At 62.3% G+C, this 17,016-nt stretch carries 12 protein-coding genes; 3 read left to right on the plus strand and 9 right to left on the minus strand.

The window, feature by feature from the left end:
• Nucleotides 1–37 precede the first annotated feature (37 nt).
• From VJ464_19405 to VJ464_19415, 3 genes are all read right to left on the minus strand, one after another.
• Nucleotides 38–2,473 carry an ABC transporter permease gene (locus tag VJ464_19405; GenBank protein ID HKQ07301.1) on the minus strand — a complete coding sequence of 812 codons (2,436 nt, stop codon included), beginning with the start codon at nucleotides 2,471–2,473 and terminating at the stop codon, nucleotides 38–40.
• A gap of 291 nt (nucleotides 2,474–2,764) precedes the next feature.
• Nucleotides 2,765–3,283, minus strand: a complete 519-nt coding sequence (locus VJ464_19410; GenBank protein ID HKQ07302.1) for a YggT family protein — start codon at nucleotides 3,281–3,283, stop codon at nucleotides 2,765–2,767.
• Between the two features lie 14 nt (nucleotides 3,284–3,297).
• A complete protein-coding gene (locus tag VJ464_19415; protein ID HKQ07303.1) occupies nucleotides 3,298–3,573 on the minus strand; it encodes a GlsB/YeaQ/YmgE family stress response membrane protein in 276 nt (91 codons plus the stop codon).
• Between the two features lie 241 nt (nucleotides 3,574–3,814).
• Between VJ464_19415 and VJ464_19420 the strand changes: the two genes are divergently transcribed.
• On the plus strand, nucleotides 3,815–4,927 hold the full coding sequence (locus VJ464_19420) for a peptidylprolyl isomerase (protein HKQ07304.1): 1,113 nt from the start codon (nucleotides 3,815–3,817) through the stop codon (nucleotides 4,925–4,927).
• An 882-nt stretch (nucleotides 4,928–5,809) separates the two neighbouring features.
• On the opposite strand, the gene VJ464_19425 is transcribed toward VJ464_19420, so the two are convergent.
• The 3 genes from VJ464_19425 to VJ464_19435 all read right to left on the minus strand — a co-directional run bounded on the left by VJ464_19425 (nucleotide 5,810) and on the right by VJ464_19435 (nucleotide 7,978).
• Entirely contained in the window at nucleotides 5,810–6,592 is a 783-nt protein-coding gene (locus tag VJ464_19425; GenBank protein HKQ07305.1) for a DUF3108 domain-containing protein, read from the minus strand.
• A gap of 152 nt (nucleotides 6,593–6,744) precedes the next feature.
• Complete coding sequence (locus VJ464_19430; GenBank protein HKQ07306.1) at nucleotides 6,745–7,620, minus strand: M23 family metallopeptidase; 876 nt, start codon at nucleotides 7,618–7,620, stop codon at nucleotides 6,745–6,747.
• A 175-nt stretch (nucleotides 7,621–7,795) separates the two neighbouring features.
• Complete coding sequence (locus VJ464_19435; protein ID HKQ07307.1) at nucleotides 7,796–7,978, minus strand: hypothetical protein; 183 nt, start codon at nucleotides 7,976–7,978, stop codon at nucleotides 7,796–7,798.
• A gap of 183 nt (nucleotides 7,979–8,161) precedes the next feature.
• On the opposite strand from VJ464_19435, the gene VJ464_19440 reads away from it, so the two are divergent.
• Nucleotides 8,162–8,599 carry a rhodanese-like domain-containing protein gene (locus tag VJ464_19440; GenBank protein HKQ07308.1) on the plus strand — a complete coding sequence of 146 codons (438 nt, stop codon included), beginning with the start codon at nucleotides 8,162–8,164 and terminating at the stop codon, nucleotides 8,597–8,599.
• Nucleotides 8,600–8,687: 88 nt separating this feature from the next.
• Here VJ464_19440 and VJ464_19445 read toward each other — a convergent pair whose 3' ends face one another.
• The 3 genes from VJ464_19445 to VJ464_19455 all read right to left on the minus strand — a co-directional run bounded on the left by VJ464_19445 (nucleotide 8,688) and on the right by VJ464_19455 (nucleotide 15,367).
• Nucleotides 8,688–11,171 (minus strand): DUF6600 domain-containing protein, encoded by a 2,484-nt coding sequence (locus VJ464_19445; protein HKQ07309.1) that lies wholly within the window; start codon nucleotides 11,169–11,171, stop codon nucleotides 8,688–8,690.
• Nucleotides 11,172–11,408: 237 nt separating this feature from the next.
• On the minus strand, nucleotides 11,409–13,985 hold the full coding sequence (locus VJ464_19450; protein ID HKQ07310.1) for an amidohydrolase family protein: 2,577 nt from the start codon (nucleotides 13,983–13,985) through the stop codon (nucleotides 11,409–11,411).
• Between the two features lie 56 nt (nucleotides 13,986–14,041).
• The gene (locus tag VJ464_19455; GenBank protein ID HKQ07311.1) at nucleotides 14,042–15,367 is read right to left on the minus strand and encodes a hypothetical protein; all 1,326 of its coding nucleotides are present in this window, start codon (nucleotides 15,365–15,367) and stop codon (nucleotides 14,042–14,044) included.
• Nucleotides 15,368–15,571: 204 nt separating this feature from the next.
• Between VJ464_19455 and miaB the strand changes: the two genes are divergently transcribed.
• Entirely contained in the window at nucleotides 15,572–16,945 is a 1,374-nt protein-coding gene (gene miaB / locus VJ464_19460) for a tRNA (N6-isopentenyl adenosine(37)-C2)-methylthiotransferase MiaB (GenBank protein ID HKQ07312.1), read from the plus strand.
• The last annotated feature ends 71 nt before the right edge of the window (nucleotides 16,946–17,016 follow it).

A 17,016-nucleotide genomic window follows, 5' to 3' on the forward strand; every position in this document is an offset into this window, starting at 1 on the left:
TGGTTTGGCGCTGGCCGCCGAAGCACAAGCCGGCCCCTTACTCGTATCTAAGCGCGACCATCGGGTCTACGCGCGTCGCCCGGCGGGCGGGCACGAAACAGGCTGCCAGAGCCACTCCTGTCAGCGTCAGTGCAATCGTTATGAAGGTGATCGGGTCGGTGGCGCTGACTCCGAATAACAGGCTGGCGAGCAGGTGTGTCAGGGCGAGCGCCGCGATGACGCCGACGCCGACGCCACAGATTGCCAGGGTCATGCCCTGGCGGATGACCATCGCCATAACTGATGCGCGGTCCGCCCCCAACGCCATGCGCAGGCCGATTTCATGTGTGCGCTGCGTGACCGAATAGCTCATCACGCCATAGATGCCGACGCTGGCAAGAACCAGCGCGACGGCGGCAAAGATCGCCAGCAGCGTCGTGCTGAAGCGCGCCCGCGCTACCGACTCGGATATCAACTGTTCCATCGTATAGACGTTGGCGATGGGCTGATCGTTATCCAGCGCCTGCACTTCGCGCCGCACCGCCGCGACGTAGGCGAGCGGGTCGCCGTCGGTGCGCGCCACCAGCGTCATCATCGAGTAAGCCAGCTCGACGTGCGGCCAGTAAGCCATCGGGCGCACGTCGCTATCGAGACTCATGTGCTTGACATCGCCGACAACACCGATGATCTCGCTCGGCTTCATGTCGCTGCCCATGTTAATGAGGATGCGCTGGCCGAGCGGGTCTTCGCCGGGAAAGAGGTCGCGCGCCATCGCCTCGTTGACGACGACGACGTGCGAAGCGACCGCTTGCTCGCGCTCGTTGAATGTGCGCCCCTTGATTAAAGGAATGCCCATCGCTTGAAAGTAATCTGCGTCACAAACGCGTGAGTCAACGGTCGGCGATTGACCTGCCGGCGGCGCGGGCCGCCCGACGACGCTCATCCTGGTCGCCGCGCCCAGCCCTGTGAACGGCAGAAAGTTGATGGCGCTGGCACTGCGCACGCCGGGAATCTGCCGCACGCGTTCGAGCGCCTCGCGGAAGAAGCGCCCCGATTGGCCCTCTTCTTTGTACTTCGCATAAGGCAGCGATACGCGCACCGTCAGCAGGTTCTTCGCGTTGAAGCCAGGGCTGACGGCTTGCAATCGGGCGAAGCTCTTGATCAACAGCCCTGAGCCGACCAGCAGGACGAGCGCCAGAGCGACTTCGACAATCACAAACAGGTTACGGAGGCGGTGTGCGCGCCCGCCGCTCGCCGCCGCTTTGCCGCCCTCTTTCAACGCATCGTTGAGGTTCGGGCGCGACGCTTCAAGCGCCGGCGCCAGGCCGAATAACACGCCGGTCGCAAGCGCCACCAGCATCGTGAAGCCGAGCACGACCAGATTCAGCCGCGCGCCGCCCGACGGCAGCAAGGATTTCGGGCCGAGCGCCACGAGCGCGTCTACGCCCCACATCGCCAGCAGCAGCCCCGCCGCGCCGCTCAACAACGCGAGCACCGTGCTTTCGATCAGCAACTGGCGAACGATGCGCCCGCGGCTGGCGCCGATGGCCAGGCGGATAGCCATCTCTTTCTGTCGCGCCGCGGCGCGGGCGAGCAGCAGGTTAGCGACGTTGGCGCAGGCGATCAGCAGGACAAAGGCGACCGCGCCCAGCAGCATCAATAAAGGCTTGCGCATCTCGCCGGTGAACTGTTCGCGGAAGGGGACGAGGTTAATGCCCCAGCCAGTGTTGAAGTCGGGATACTGCTTTTCAAGGGCGTCGCCGAGCGCCGTCATCTGGCTCTGCGCTTGTTGCAGGGTGACGCCTTCGCGCAAGCGCCCGACCGCCATGGCATAACGTCCGCGCCGCGCCCGGTCTTGATTACCAAAGAGCATCGGCGCCCATAGCTCGGGGCGGTCGCCGGTGAGTGAGCCGCTGGTGACGAACAACTGATAATCGGGCGGCATCACGCCGATGATCGTATAGATCTCAGTGTTGAGTCGGATCGTCTGGCCGACGATTGATGGGTTGCCGCCGAAGCGCCGCTGCCACAGGCCATAGCTCAAGACCACCGAATCCTGCCGCGTCGGCTGCGCGTCGTCCGGCTCGAAGGTGCGCCCGATCATCGGTTGCGCGCCGAGCAGGTCGAACGTATTGAGCGTGACGCGCTGTGCGGCGATCTCTTCGGGGTCGGCGACGCCCGTGAGGTTGAGGCGCGTATCGTAGAGCGCCGCCATATCTTCAAAGACATCGCTCTGCTCTTTCCAGTCGAGGAAGTTGCCCGGCGAGACGACGTTCTGATGTTTGCCGCGCGTGCGGTTGTCTTCCCAGACCATCACCAATCGGCTGGCGTCGCGGTACGGCAGCGGGCGGATCATCACGGCGTTGACGACCGAGAAGATCGCCGTGTTGGCGCCGATCCCCAGAGCTAAGGCGAGCGCCGCAACGAGCGTGAATCCAGGATTCTTCAGTAGCATGCGGACGGCATAACGAGCATCTTGCGCAAGCGTTTCCATTCGACTACCCCCGGCGGTCAGGTTCAGACACTTATAGTTGATGGGTCAGTAGCCAAACGGCGTGCCAGGCGGGCAGGAGGCAGGAGGCAGGAGGCAGAAAGCAGTCGGAACACGGACACGCGAAGTGCGCTGCTGGTCAGTTAACCTTAGAATTTAGAGAGCTTGTCTTCCGAGCGGGCTGACGAGATAGGCGGGCGAAGGCAGGATTCCTTGCCTCCTGCCTCCTGCTTCCTGCCTCCTGCCTCCTGTTCACCTGTGGGATTGCGCTTGTCGAAATCGGGCAGCCGCATCTCAGACGCTCGTGCGGCGGTGCGCGATCATCCGCAGCAGTCCGTTGATCGCCAGATGCAACAGAATATAAGCGATCAGCGCGACGATGTACGATAGCCGGAAGCGCATCTGCGCCGCCGCCGGGTCGTCTACCAGGCCGCGAAACGGCGCAAGCAAGGGCGCGGTGATGCTGCTGACGAAGCGATAAAAGCCGGCGCTGCGATTCGCGCCCATCAGGTCGAGCAGGATCATTAAGCCGATGAAGGCGTAGATCAGATAAAACAGATAATCTACGACCTGCGAGATGCGCGCGACGCCGCGCGCCCGTTCGATCTCGGCTTCGGTTTCGACCACTTCGGCGACCGCTTTGTGGCGGAACTCGTCGGCGACCGCGTCGGTTTCGGTGCGCTCGACCCGGTCGAGCCGCTCGGCGCGCGCCGCGATGCGCTCGTGGACTTCGCCGCGCACCGCGCCCTTCATCGCCTCGTGATGCGCGACGCGATTCGATTCGTCAATCGCCAGCTTTTCGTCTTCCAGCATAAATCTTCACCTCACTAATAATATCGGCGGGTAACCAGGCTAATGATGGCGACAAACAGCGCCGAGCCGATGATTGACCAGACAATCGGGAAGGACTCGCCGGCAATGTGAATCCGAAACATATCCGGCAGCCCGAGGGCGTGCGCCAGGTAAGTGCCCAGCAGCGCGCCGATGAAGCCCAGCGCAATCGCAACCAGACAGCCGCCGCGACTGTAGCCGGCGATGGCTTGCCCGATTGAGCCGCAAATCCCCGCCACCAGTAACAGGATCAGGAATTGAGTCAGGGTCATCTTTCTGCTCTCCTTAGCCCGCTCCCCTATCAGCAAGGCCGGTGCCAGCCCGTAGGCGCGGAGCGGAAACTCATATTTTCAAGCATTTCACGGCACCGCTCGCTCAACATAGCAGAATGCGATGCGCGATAGCATTCGCCTGCGAATAATTATCATACAGCCGGCAGTTCAAGCTTTTTTCAAGCCCCGGCGATTACAGTGTCCGCGTTAGAGGTTGAAAACCTTCTGACGGGAGACAGCCATGAAGATCGCCTCAACCGGAAAACGATTCTCGCGCACCAGCATGCTGGTCGTCACCCTGGTCGCGCTCGCCGTCAGCCTCGGCGTCTTGCGGCTCGGCTATGGCAATGTTGACCGAAACGTTGCGGGGGCCGCGCCGCCGGCTATCGTCGCGACTGTCGAAGGCCACGACATCAGCGCCCGCGTCTACGACATGTATCTCAAGAACGGCATCCAGGCGCTCGGCCTCACAGAGACGACCGTCGAGGGCCGCCGCCAGATCGCCCGGTTGAAGGAAGGCATCGTCGCGGAGCTGATCGACCGCGCCTTGATCGAAGCGGAAGCCGAACGGCGCGGCCTGGTCATCGCGGCGGGCCAGCTTGAAAGCCGCTATCGCGAGCGCGTTCAGCAGATGGGCGGGGACGATGCTTACCGCGCTTATCTGAATGAAACGAAGGTTACCGACGAAGACTTCCGCCAGATCATCGCCGGCGAATTGAAGGGCGAATGGTTGCAGCAGGAGTTGGGCCGCGGCCTGACGGTTGAGGCCGCAGACGCGCAGGCATTCTACGATAAAGAGAAAGCCAATCCCAATTACGCCGCGCTCTTCGTCGAGCCTGAGCGGGTGCGCGCCAGCCACATTCTGATCAACGCCCGCCGCCCGCAAATTCGCGGCGAGCTGCAAGCCCGCGGCACCCGCGATCAGGCGCAACTGGATCGGATGACCACGGAAGAGATGAACAAGCGCCGGGCGCGCGCCACTGAGCTGCTCAATCAATTGAAGCGCGGCGCGAGCTTCGCGGAGCTGGCGCGGCGCACCTCCGACGACCCGGCGACGCGCGAGCGCGGCGGCGACCTCGGATGGTTCGCGCGCGACACTCACACGCCGCGCTTCGACGAGGCCGCTTTCGCTTTGAAGCCCGGCCAGTTGAGCGCGGTCATCGAAACCGAGTACGGCTTTCACGTCATTAAAGCCGCCGAGCATCAGCCGCAGCGCACCCGCCGCTTTGATGAAGTGCGCGCCCAGATCGAACAACAACTGCTGACTCGCAAGCGCGCCGAGCGGCTGACGGCATGGCTGGCTGAGCGGCATCGCGGGGCCAGCATTTCGATCAACCCGGCCTACCGCGAATGAGTGACCAGAAAAGGTTTCTAGTTCCTGGTTCCTGGTTACCCGGTTGTTGGTTTCCGAACCAGGAACGAGGAACCAGGAACTAGAAACCTTTCGACGAGTTGTCCCCCAACGGTCCGAAGAGTGGCGTGGGAGATTTGAAAGCCGCTCTTCGGGCCGTCCCCCTCGCGCCGCACATGCATCAGGCATGTGCGGCATTCTCTTTCTGTGCAGTCGTGGCGATGCAGTAATCCTTCGACAGATGCAGCCCGCGGCTTGCGTTGCGCTCTAGCACTCTCCCGCTAAGTGATTGCAACCTCGTGTGACCGGTTGATTGTTGCGGCTGGCCTGAGCCTTGCAGTGATGATGATTGAGCAACCGCAAGGCTGCTCCATTCCAAAAACGATGAGAGTCGTTTCGGTCTAACACGCGCACCGTTTTGCCGCCGGCGCGGTGGTATCGGCGAAGCCAAAGCTCTCGCTTACTATCGCGCTCGGCAAGACGGATTCGGTTGATGTGGCGCAAGCTGTTCGCTTGCGCAAAGCTCAGCGCAAGCGAACAGCTTGCGCCACACTGTGTGACAGGTCGAGGGCTAGCGGTGACGGAAGAGTTTGGCTTCGAGGGGTGGATATTTGCGGCGCTGGCTTTTATTTATGGATTGGCCATCATGGCGATAGTCGTTGTGACACTCGCAAAAAGTGCGCGGCTCAAGAATCAAAGCGAAGAGAAGGGCCGATAGAATTCGAGATGTTGAGTTTCCCCGGTGAGGGTCACTGGCGAGCGGCCTTCAGAGAGGAACCGGGGGATCGAGCGGCTGCGGGCCGCGCCCGGGCGATGACCAAAGTGAAAGCTACAGGCCGCATGCACACGGCGCATCGCCCAGAGCCAACAGCCCGCAGCCGTTCGCTATTTCGTGGCCCTTCCGGCAATCGAAGTCAACTGCACGCGGACGCTGCCCCACGACGGCTCGGCGGTTAGCATCACCGGCAACCGGCGCGCGTCCGTGGTGATAAACATCTTCAAGTTATAAAGATTGCTGTCGCGCCCGCCGCTCAGATTCTTTGTCGCCATCCTTACCGTTTCAAACGTGCCGGCGCGCGTCGTCACTTTCTCTTTCGCCTCCGGCATGACGCTGATCCGGTAGAGCTTGCCGTCTTCGATGAGGTTGAACTGCCGCGCCCGCCCCACAGTCAAATCCATGCCGCGAATCGCAAACAGCAAACCGGCGACGTCATAGGTGTCCGGCAGAATTTCAATCGTGCGCCCATCGTCGAGCCGCGCCGTGCGCTTTTGCTGATCGAGCTGCATCGATCCCTGATCGCGCTTCTTGCCATGCCGTGTGTTCTTCTCGGCGCGAAACGGCATCAAGGTGGCGGCGTTCAGGAAAGACTCATAAACGTCGTTGACCTTCATCGCCATGACGCTGACCAGGCCGATGGATTGCGCCTGCGCGCTGACGTGAAAGGCGTCCACGCCGTCTACGGTGCGGCGGTCTTTGGTTTCGAGCGTCAGCTCGCCGGCGACGATGAAGTCAGCCCACGACACATCATAATTCAAGCGCTCGCCGACCGCCGGCACGTACTTCGCCGGCGCCGTGCGGTCTGATTTAATGCTGCGGGTTTGCGCGGCGCTCGGCAGCGTGAGCGCGCCGATGGCAAGCAAAATGAAAGCGCGTTTGAGCATCAGCATGATCGGGATACTTCCTTCCTTTCAGGTCTGATGCGCCCGACACGATTCATGATGCCTCAAAGAAAAAGCGGGCCTCAAGTTAGCTTGAGGCCCGCCCCGTAGCGGTCGGTCAATGTGTGAAGTAAGCCCGAGGCTTACACCGCCGTCGAAAACTATGGGACACGCATTAATTCTAGCGCAGGCTTCGGCACATCGGCCTTTTCGGGAGCCGTGGCCGGCTGCTTGAAATATTCGGACGAAGGATCAAGGGCCAGAGGCTGGAACGGATTCATCGGGTTGCCATCAAGACGAAGCTCATAATGCAAGTGTGCTGAGGTGGCGCGGCCCGTGCTGCCGGCGCGCCCGAGGATCTGGCCGCGCTCGACGCGCTGGCCGACCTGTACGTCGAAGCTCGACAGGTGGGCGTAGTGCGTCGTCACGCCGCCGCCATGATTGATGATGACGAGGTTGCCATAGCCATGATTCCAACCGGCGAACTGCACGATGCCGGCGAGGCTGGCGCCAATCGATTCGCCCCAGTGCGCCTTGATATCGCAGCCGGCATGAAAGCGCGCGCGGCCCGTGAACGGGTCGCTGCGATAACCGAAGGTGCTGCCGACCTGTGCGGTCGAGATCACCGGGCGCGCTTCATACTTCGACTCTATCGCCTTCGGCTCGGCCTTCGCGTCGGGCCGTGCCGGGCTCTTCACTTCGGCCTGTAAATCAGCGGGGATTTCGATAGTCGTCGGGCTGCGCTTGATGACGGTGGGCGCTGCCGGGATGACCGTGGCAAGCTCGAAGGCCGGCGCCGCAGCCGGCTTAGCCGTCGGCGCTTCGGCGGCGTTCATTGATAGAGCGGGCGTCACGACTCTGGGCCGGCTGCCGGCATCTTCAGCGGTCTTCGCGGCGCCGGTGCTGACGACTTGATTGATGCTTTGCGGTGTGGTCGGGCTCGGTTGATTGCTGGTTTGTTGCGCGCTGGCGCTAGCGGTCGAGATGAGCGAAGTGGTTATCAAAGCAATAAGTGCCTGCTTGCGAGTGATCGTCAAAACCCTCTCCTTTTCCGTGCGATAAGATGTGTACTGCTTGCCTGAATGAAAGTGGGGGTACTGCTGTCAGAGGCGGCATTCTATTGATCGGGGCACGGAGTTGTCAATTAATGAGGGCGTAAAAGCGGCGCGGAAATTCTTGTAAAAATGTTGCGGGAATTGTGATGGGGCCGGCTTAGCGCGGCTCTTCGTTATGGCGGAGGGTGCGTTTGAGCAGGTAAATCTCAAGCAAACAGCGCTGCTGCAATTGGCGAAGATAGAATAGCTGACGCCGGTCGGTCACTTCGGCCAGCCGACTTTCGAGGTCGGCCAGCAGCGCGCCCAGCGATTGCAAATCCTGTCTATCCCCATCCTGCATGGCTATCGTATTCTCCGATCAATTCGGTTTTCACAATAGAGAGATGTGCCAGAGCCGTCAAAGGATTTATGGGGAATGTTGCGATTTCATTGTTTGAAATTCGCGGCTCGTCGCCTGCGGCTCGGCTTGCGCGAAGGGGCACCGGGCTGGCTATAATTTGGCAGCATACGCAAAGGAGAAACGATGAAAGAAATTAGCCCGCAGGAAGCTCACGAGTTGATGCAGCGCGATCCTGAAATCATCTACCTCGACGTGCGCTCGGTGCCCGAGTTCGAGGCCGGCCACCCGCAGGGAGCGATCAACATTCCGCTCCTACACTTCACGCAGGGGCTCGGCATGTCGCCCAACGAAGATTTCCCGGCAGTCGTCGAAGCCACCCTGCCGAAAGATGCCAAATTGATCGTCGGCTGCAAGTCCGGGGGGCGCTCGGCCAACGCCTGCCAGTTGATGAGCCAGATGGGCTATCAGGATGTCACCAATCTGCGCGGCGGCTTTGGCGGCGCGGCAGATCGCTTCGGGCAGATCATCGAGCCGGGATGGGCAATGCTCAACCTGCCGGTCGCGACCGAAGCCGCCGAGGGCGCCGATTACGCCACGCTCGCCGCTCGCGCCAAGAAGTAAGCAGGACGACGTTTACTCCGCATAAAAGAGAGGCGAGTCAGGTGGCTGCTGACTCGCCTCTTTTATCCATGGCCCTAGCCACCGCACATCATTGCTGATTGCGCCGCGCGGCTTTGCGCTCGGCCTTGCTCGGCTGGGCTGCGGGAGCCTGATAAACAGGGGCTCGGTAAGCCGGAGCCTGCGGCGCGGCCTGCTGCTGCCGCTCGAAGCGGCGCTGCTGCTTCATCTGCTGGTGCATTTGCTGTTGCTGCGCCGGCTGCTGCCATTGCGGCTGTTGCACGACCTGTTGCTGACGCTCGGCGCGGCGCTGCGCTTTCATCTGTGCGCGTTGCGCTTGCTGTTGAGCGGCCTGCCACTGTTGTTGCGGCGCGGCTTGCTGCTGTTGGCGCTCGGCACGGCGCTGCATCTTCATCTGCGAGCGCTGTTGCTGCACGACCACCTGCTGTTGTTGCTGCTGACGTTCAGCGCGGCGTTGCGCCTTCATTTGTGCGCGCTGAGTTTGCTGCTGCGCGGCCTGCTGTTGTGCTTGCTGCGCCTGCTGCTGGCGTCGTTCCTGCTTCAACTGGCGGCGCGATTCGACCTGTTGCTGCGGCGCTTGCTGCTGCGCCATCTGCTGACGCGCCGCCTGCTTTTGGGCGCGGCGCTGCTCGCGCTGCTGGTTGACTTGCGCCGATTGCGAGGCCGCCTGTTGCTGCTGCGCCGCCATCTGCTGTTGCCGTTCAAAGCGGCGCTGTTGCTTCGGCGTCATCGCCTGCGACTGCGCTTGCGGCGCGGCTTGTTGCTGTGGCGCGACCTGTTGCGCCTGGGCAAAGGCCGGCTGCTGACGGCGCTCCTGCTTCAACTGTCGCAGCTCTTGTTTGGCCGAGCGGTCGCCCTGTTCCATGCGCGCTCGCAACTGGGCGATGCGCTGGTCGCGCTGCTGCGCGGCAACCTGCTGCGACGCCTGCGCGCCCGCGAGCGGCACCCCATCGGCGCGCTGCGCCATCACCACCTGGCCGCTGTTTTCAAACTGTAACTTGTTTCGCTTTTGCTTCTCCGGCACCGGCTGGTACTGGAGCGCTTGCGCGGCGTCACCCCGCACCGGCGGCACTACCGGCGCGACGCTGGTTACAACGGGACGATTGAACATCGCCGCGGCCATCTCGCGCCTCGCCTGCTTGCGCTGGGCGCGATCTTCCTGCATAGCGAGCTGGCGCAGGCCCGCGACCTGATACGGGTCCGTCACCGGCTGCGCCTGCTGAATCCATTGCGGGTTGGTCGGCACGATGACGCTCTGGTTGATCGGTTGCGTGAAGGCTTGCAACGGCACGACCGTCACCGCCGTCGGATAAGTCATGTTCACATAGTTGCGCTGCACGACCATCTGTTGGACGACCTGCGGCGATGCCAGGTACTGCGGCGCGAAGCTCGCGTCGTAGTAACGCGGCACGTACGGCTCGCCCGGCGCCAGCGGCACCCAGGCGACCTGCGACTGCTGAATGGGCACGAACGCAACCAGCGCCGGCGCATAGACCGCCTCTGTGCGGCAGCCTTCGGGCACCCACATCCAGCGTTGCTGATTCACATAGGCCCAGCGGCCATAGTGATACGGCGCATAGCCCCACGGCTCACTCGACACCCACGTCGGCCCCCAGACATCATTCACGTTCCAGTAACCCTGGCGGTAAGGCGACCAGTCGTTGGCAACGCGCGGCGCCCAGCAGCGACCGTAGCCGTCGACGTCCTGCCAGTCGCCATACTCGTCCAGGTCATAAAGGCCCGGCACCTCTTCGGTGACGTACTGATAGCTGACCGAGCGGCTGTACGGATCATAGTAATCAGGGTCATCGAGGTAAGTGTCGTAGTTGCGATAGCGCCCATCGTAACGATTCGGATAGCGGTAGCCATAATAATCGTTGAGGATGTTGCCGGCGGCGTCCGGCGCGATATGCGACACCAGCGCCTGCGCGGCCACCTGACTGGCGAGCGTCAGGATTTCGCCCTTGTTGATCACCCCTGAGCCGTCCAGCCCGACGACTTGCGCCAGACCGTTCAGGACGCTGACCGTCGTGTTGCCGTCATCGCCGATGCCGAGCTGATAAAGTCCCGGCTCCGAAAAGTCTACTGCGCCACAGGGCGTGGCGACTTCGTACAATTCGCCGTTTGTAAGATCGCCTACATCAAAGACCGCCGAGCCGCTGCGCAAGGCAAGCTGCGTTCGCTGGTCGGCAAGCGACAGCACGTCGAGCGCGGTGTCGGGATTGAGCCGTACGTAATTGCGACCGGTTAGCGCAATCTGCGCGTGCGAAACGCCGCGCGCCCAGACGCGGTCGCCGACCGTCAGCGGCGCATTCACCTGGGCGTCGGTCCAGCTCAATTGATCGTTGTCGGCTTGATTGAGCGCCTGCGCGATGTCAACGTTGCCGTCCAGGCGTTCGAGTCGTGCGGCGCGCGGTTTCGCCAGGGCTTCGACCTTGGTTTCTGTGTGCTTCAATAAGAGAATCGCGCCCGACGCGCCGATGATGCCGGCCAGCACCAGAATAATGGCGACGTGCGGCGGGACGCTTGATAATCGCTTAATGAGTTGTTTCATATGCCCTCCCTGGCCTTGTTGGCTCGATATGGCTGAAAGATTGGTAGTGCAAGCCTAATGCCTCACAGCGTCCGCTTATAAGGGGATGCGCTAGACGGGCAATTCGTTTGTCGTGGTATGAATTTGAGGGATGCCGCGCGTCCGCCTGTACGCTTAGCAAACGCGCGCGCGGCGGTTATGCTTACACGATATGGTGTCAGCAGCGACGATATAGAAGGGAAGCGGCGCGCGGCTGCTTTACTTGCCGAAGACGACGCGCCCGCCGACGATGGTATAGATGACCGTGGTCTTTTGAATGTCGTCAGGTGGGATGCGGAAGAGGTCTTGCGATAACACCGTGATGTCTGCGAGCTTGCCCGGCGCGAGCGTGCCTTTGTCGCGTTCGGCGAACTCGGCATAAGCGCATCCGGCAGTGTAAGCGCGCAGCGCCTCTTCGACGGTAATCTTCTGTTCGGGAACCCAGCCATGCGGGTTGCGCCCGTCAATCGTCGCCCGCGTGACTGCCGCGTGAATGCCGAGAATCGGCGACAGCGGCGCCACCGTCCAGTCGGAGCCGAAGACCAGCGTCGCTTTGGCGTCGAGCAGTGAGCGGAACGGATAAGTCGTCTTGATGCGCGTCGGGCCGATGCGCTTTTCGGCCCAGCGGCCATCGTCTATGGCATGGTAAGGCTGCACCGAAGCAATGACGCCGAGCGCGGCAAAGCGCGCAATGTCGCTCGCCAGCAAGTGCTGCGCATGCTCGATGCGAAAGCGGCGGTCACGCGGGCCGTTCACTCGCGCCACCTCTTCAAAATAATTCAACGTGATGTTGTTGGCTTTATCGCCGATGGCGTGAACCGAGCATTGCAGCCCGGCCTTGTCGGCGTCTTTGATGTTCTGCTTCATCACGCCTTCGGGAATGTTGTCGTCGGCCATCAAGCCCGCCGTGCCGGGCGCGTCGGTGAACGGCTCGAAGAACAGCGCCGTCGTCGAGCCGAGCGAGCCGTCCATAAACGCCTTCAAGCCGCCCAGCCGCAACCAGTCGTCGCCGCGTCCTTGCCGCGCCACCACCTCGGCCTGTCGCTTCCAACTGCTCAAGGGCGTGCGCGCGTAAACTCGCACGGTCAGCTTACCGGCGTCGCGGTATCGCTTGTAGACATCGTAGTGCGGCCAGGCGGTGATGTCTTGAATCGAAGTCACGCCGACGCGCGCCGCTTCTTTCAGCGCCGCGTCGAGCGCCTCGTTGTAATCCTTCTCGCTCGGCTCGGGGACGAGCGGCCAGACCAGGCTCATCGCCGCGTCTTTCAGCACGCCGGTCGGCTCGCCGGTCTTTGGATCGCGGACGATGGTGCCGCCCGGCGGGTCTACGGTGTCGCGGGTGATCTTCGCCAGACGCAGCACGACACTATTGGCAAGCGCCATGTGGCCGTCGAGCCGCGAGACGAAGACGGGATTATCGGGCGTCGCCGCATCGATCAGCTCTTTGGTCGGAAGCGGGCCGCCGGGCCATAACTCGTGATCCCAATCGCCGCCGGTGATCCAGCGACCCGTGCCCAAGCGCGCGGCTTGCGCTTTGATGCGCGCGGCGAACTCTGCCGGCGTGCGGGCGTCGCGCAAGTCAACCGACAACAGTTGAAAGCCGCCGCTCATAAAGTGCGTGTGATCGTCTATGAAACCGGGCACCGCGAGGCGGCCTTGCAGATCGATAACGCGGGTCTGCGGGCCTGTGACCCATTTCATCTTGTCGCTGCTGCCGATGGCAATGACGCGCTCGCCACGCGCCGCCAGGGCTTCGGCCCACGGGTGCGTGGCTTCACCCGTGTAGATGCGGCCATTGGTCAACACAAGGTCGGCCTGCACTTGCCTGCGCGAGAAAGCTTCTGCAATCAAATCTGACACGAACGGAATGATATCGGTCTGCGTGCTGTTGTCAACGGTGAAGACCGTGAGGATGTATTCAGCGCCATTCGCCAGGCGGATGTAAGCGGCGTCGTGGCGCGTCGCAGAAGTCCAGCCGGCTTTCGAGTAAAGCTGCGCGCCCGCCGGCAGGCTCTTGCCGGAGAATCGCGTCGCCTGATCGTCCGGGTCATCCGATTTATGAAATGGATCACGGCGCAGCAAGTCCATCATCGCCCGCGAGCGTGCCGGTGTCACGGCGCGCCCGGTGACGATCTCGAACAACAGGCGCGCGACTGCTGCGGTCGTGAGCTTGTTGCGGTTCTCGAAGTTTGGCCCCAGGCTCTGGCGGTCGCGCCCGTACGGGCCTTCGCTCCAGGTCTTCTGATTGACGTTGATTTTCTCGAAGCCGAGGCTCGCGAAGTAGCGATTCACGGCGTTGCGCTGGTCGAGCCACGGCTTGAGCGCGGCGTCGTCCAACTCAGGCCCATCCGTCGTGCGGGTGAGCGCGTTGAACACGTAATGCGTCGCATCATTCGATGACTCGACGATCATATCGCGCAAGGCGCGTTCAAGCTCCGGCGAAGTTTTTAACTCGCCGGTCTCCAGTTGATGATGCGCGGCGACCAGATAAAAGAGCTTGACGACGCTCGCCGGGTAAGTCGGCTCCTGGCCGCGGTGGCTGGCCCACGCCGGATGCTCGCGGTCGTTCAGGTCGATTAGCGTGATGGCGATCTTGTCCGCCGTCAGCCCGCCTTTGCCGAAGCGCGCGACCGCCGCCTCGACGACGTTGCCGACAAGCTGTTGAAGCTGTGGCGACGGCGCGAATGGCGGGCGGGCTTGCGGCGCAGGCGACTGCGCCGCGGCGTCCGCGCGGATGAGCGCCAACACCGCAAGCAACGCCGCGCGCGTGAAAGGCAACAAGCGGGATCGATTCATACGGATTCCTGAACGGGCCGAATGAAGCTGTCGGTCTATTCTTGAAGTGGTTAAGGCTACTTCTTCTTGCTTTGCCAGAGGCGCGCTTCGAGGTGGCCCAGTTGCTCGCGGCTCGGCGCGCCTTCGATCATCACCACGTCTTTGTCGCGCAGCTCGATGCTCACCAGTCCCTCGCTCGTTTCATAGACGCGGCGCGTCACTTTATCGTCGGTGTCGTGCTTGAGCTTGTAACGCTGCTCGCTGCGCTCGGAGTAAGCGGTGAAGAACTCGCGGGCATCGGCAGGCGTGTCCCAGGTCGTATACTGCGCCAGCAGAGAAGCGCCGCTCGCGCGGTTCTCGTAAAAGGCATAACCGTCGCCGCCCCACCCGGCAGCGGCGGCGCGGGCGCGAAACTTCGGCAGAAACTCGCTGAGGATGACAAAGTAACCAAACTCACCGTTGACGTCTTCGTCGGCGCGCTTCCAGTCTTTGCCGAGCGTCGCGCTGAGGTCGCTCAACGCGAACTTCACAGGCATGTCGTGCGCCAGGTATTTCTCCGGGTGCATGATCTGTTCGCTCGAAGCCGGCAGCGTCGTGTAAGCGGCGTCGAGGCCGTGCCACGAGCCGTTCTTCAACACCGCTTGCGTGAAGCCTGCGCCATAGATGTAAGGGAATTGCAGGTTCTCGCGCAGCACACGCGGTGCCGCCGACAGCACAGGGTAGTTCGGGTCGCTGGCTTCGGCGTCGTTGTCGAGCAGCCGCTCCGTAAGCGAATCGATCTTGGTGATGTCAATGCCGCGCAGGCCGCTCTGCTCCAGGTCGTAGATGATCATGATCAACGTCGCTTCGCCTTCGACGAGCGCGTGCGCCGCCAGCTCGGCATCGGCGTCGCCCTTCGGCCATTTCTCGAAGCGCCGCAGGTTGAAGTGCTGATCCTGGAGCGCGTGCATCAGCTCGTGCGCCATAACCTTCTTCTGCTCGGCCAGCGGCAGCCATGCGGCGAGGTAGAACTCTTTCGTCTTGGGCTCGTAAAAACCGGCCACCTGCTCGCGCAGCAGCTTGACGACATAGTCGCGCAGTTGAAAGTTCTGCGGCACCAGTCCGAGCTTGACGAGCGTCTTCTGCGAGGCGTCGAACTCGGCGGGCGGCGTGCTTTCGTCGAGGTCGCGCATGACCGATTGCTCGATCTCGTCGCGGGTTTTAAAAGCGCTCTTGACCGGCTCTTTGATGGCCAGCTCGCGCATGCGGCTGACGGTTTTCAGCACATCATCGGTGGCGTTGAGCGTCGCCGTGGAGTCTGCCGGCTTGATCGCCGGCGCGCCTTGCCAGGCGACAACGCCTGTAGAAGTCAGTAATGCCAGGGCCAGCACCAGCGCCACGCTGGCGGTGAATCTTTTGACCATTCTGTTGACGACCTTTCTAAAGTGAAGCTAGATGGGATTGTCGCTGTGCCGCCGCCGGTTTGTCAAAGGTTTGCTCATCGCCCTCAGGAAACCTGCGCGCTGGCACGACTTCTCGGCAAGATGCTAAGATTCAAGATTGTTTCAGCCGGCGGGCCTTCGCCCTATGGCCCGGAGTTTCAAGCAGAGGAGTCAGACGAGCACGGTATGCGAGCGCACGTAGTTACATTCGGCTGTCAGATGAACGAGTATGACACGCACGCCATTCAATCCGAGCTGGCGGGCTTTGGCTATTCGTTCGTTGACGATTACCGCGAGGCCGACCTCGTGCTGGTCAACACCTGCGCGGTGCGCGGCAAGCCGGTCGAAAAAGCGCAGACCTTGCTCGGCGAGCTACGCAAAGAGAAGCAGCGGCGGCGCGGCGCGCTGACCATCGGCTTGATGGGCTGCCTGGCGCAACTCGCCGAAGGCCGCCGCATGGGCGAGAAGTTCGCCGTTGACATTATGCTCGGCCCCGGCGCCATCACCGAGATCGGCGCGGCCATCGAGCGCGGCAAGTTTCAATCCTTCGACTTCAAAAACGAGTTGCAGTTCTACACGCCGCCGCCGCCGACGGGCGCAGTCAGCGCCCACCTGACGATTATGCGCGGCTGCAATCACCGCTGCACCTACTGCATCGTGCCGCAGACGCGCGGCAGCGAAGTCTCGCGGCCTGCCGAAGACATCCTCGGCGAAGCGCGGGCGCTCCGTGATGCCGGTGTGGTCGAAGTCACGCTGCTTGGCCAGAACGTCAACTCCTACGGGCTCGCCGAAGGCACGGGCGCGCGGCGGCGGCGGATTGACGGCTACCCGTCGTTTGCCGAATTGCTGCGCATGGTCGGGCGCGTCGGCATCCCGCGCGTCCGCTTCGTCACCTCGCACCCGGTCAACTTTGACGACGAGATCATCGAGGCCATCGCCGACACACCGGCAGTCTGCCGCTACATCCATTTGCCTGTGCAGTCGGGGTCGAATCGCATACTGAAGCGCATGGCGCGCGAATACACCCGCGAGTTCTATCTCGAGCGCGTGCGGCGGCTGCGCGAGCTGTTGCCCGACGCGACCCTTTCGACCGACATCATCGTCGGCTTCCCCGGCGAGAGCGAAGAGGATTTCGAGCAGACCCTGTCGTTATACCGCGAAGTCGGCTATGACGCGGCTTATATGTTCATCTACTCGGAGCGCGAAGGCACCCCGGCACAGATTCACTTTGCAGACGTGGAGCGCGCGCTGAAGACCGCGCGGCTGGGCCGGCTGGTCGAGTTACAAAAGGCCGTGTCGTTCGAGCAGAACCAACGGTGGGTCGGGCGCGAGGTCGAAGTCCTGGTCAAAGGCGCGGCGGACGAAAGCGGTTTTGTGCAGGGCCACACCCGCGGCAATCACGTGACGATGATCGAAGGCAATCTGGCGCCGGGTGTTCACCGGGTGACGGTCGTTCACGCCACGCCGAACCGCCTCTATTGCGAGGCCCGCGGCGCTGCCAGCCTGGAACCGACGACAAGCAGGCGAGAGTTGAAAGTTATCTCGCTGCCGACAATTTGAAGTGAGCGGCGAGACCACTCGGCCTCGCCGCTCACAGCTAATCAAGTTATATTTTGGCCGTAGCGGCGGAG

The sequence above is a fragment of the Blastocatellia bacterium genome (genome assembly GCA_035275065.1).
GTDB lineage: Bacteria > Acidobacteriota > Blastocatellia > UBA7656 > UBA7656 > DATENM01.

Bases quoted from the DNA above. Each gene is read 5' to 3' on its own strand.
- VJ464_19410 (HKQ07302.1), bottom strand. From the start codon at position 3,283: ATGCTGGAAGACGAAAAGCTGGCGATTGACGAATCGAATCGCGTCGCG.
- VJ464_19440 (HKQ07308.1), top strand. From the start codon at position 8,162: ATGAAAGAAATTAGCCCGCAGGAAGCTCACGAGTTGATGCAGCGCGAT.
- VJ464_19445 (HKQ07309.1), bottom strand. From the start codon at position 11,171: ATGAAACAACTCATTAAGCGATTATCAAGCGTCCCGCCGCACGTCGCC.
- VJ464_19425 (HKQ07305.1), bottom strand. From the start codon at position 6,592: ATGCTGATGCTCAAACGCGCTTTCATTTTGCTTGCCATCGGCGCGCTC.
- VJ464_19415 (HKQ07303.1), bottom strand. From the start codon at position 3,573: ATGACCCTGACTCAATTCCTGATCCTGTTACTGGTGGCGGGGATTTGC.
- miaB (HKQ07312.1), top strand. From the start codon at position 15,572: ATGCGAGCGCACGTAGTTACATTCGGCTGTCAGATGAACGAGTATGAC.
- VJ464_19455 (HKQ07311.1), bottom strand. From the start codon at position 15,367: ATGGTCAAAAGATTCACCGCCAGCGTGGCGCTGGTGCTGGCCCTGGCA.
- VJ464_19420 (HKQ07304.1), top strand. From the start codon at position 3,815: ATGAAGATCGCCTCAACCGGAAAACGATTCTCGCGCACCAGCATGCTG.
- VJ464_19450 (HKQ07310.1), bottom strand. From the start codon at position 13,985: ATGAATCGATCCCGCTTGTTGCCTTTCACGCGCGCGGCGTTGCTTGCG.
- VJ464_19405 (HKQ07301.1), bottom strand. From the start codon at position 2,473: ATGGAAACGCTTGCGCAAGATGCTCGTTATGCCGTCCGCATGCTACTG.
- VJ464_19435 (HKQ07307.1), bottom strand. From the start codon at position 7,978: ATGCAGGATGGGGATAGACAGGATTTGCAATCGCTGGGCGCGCTGCTG.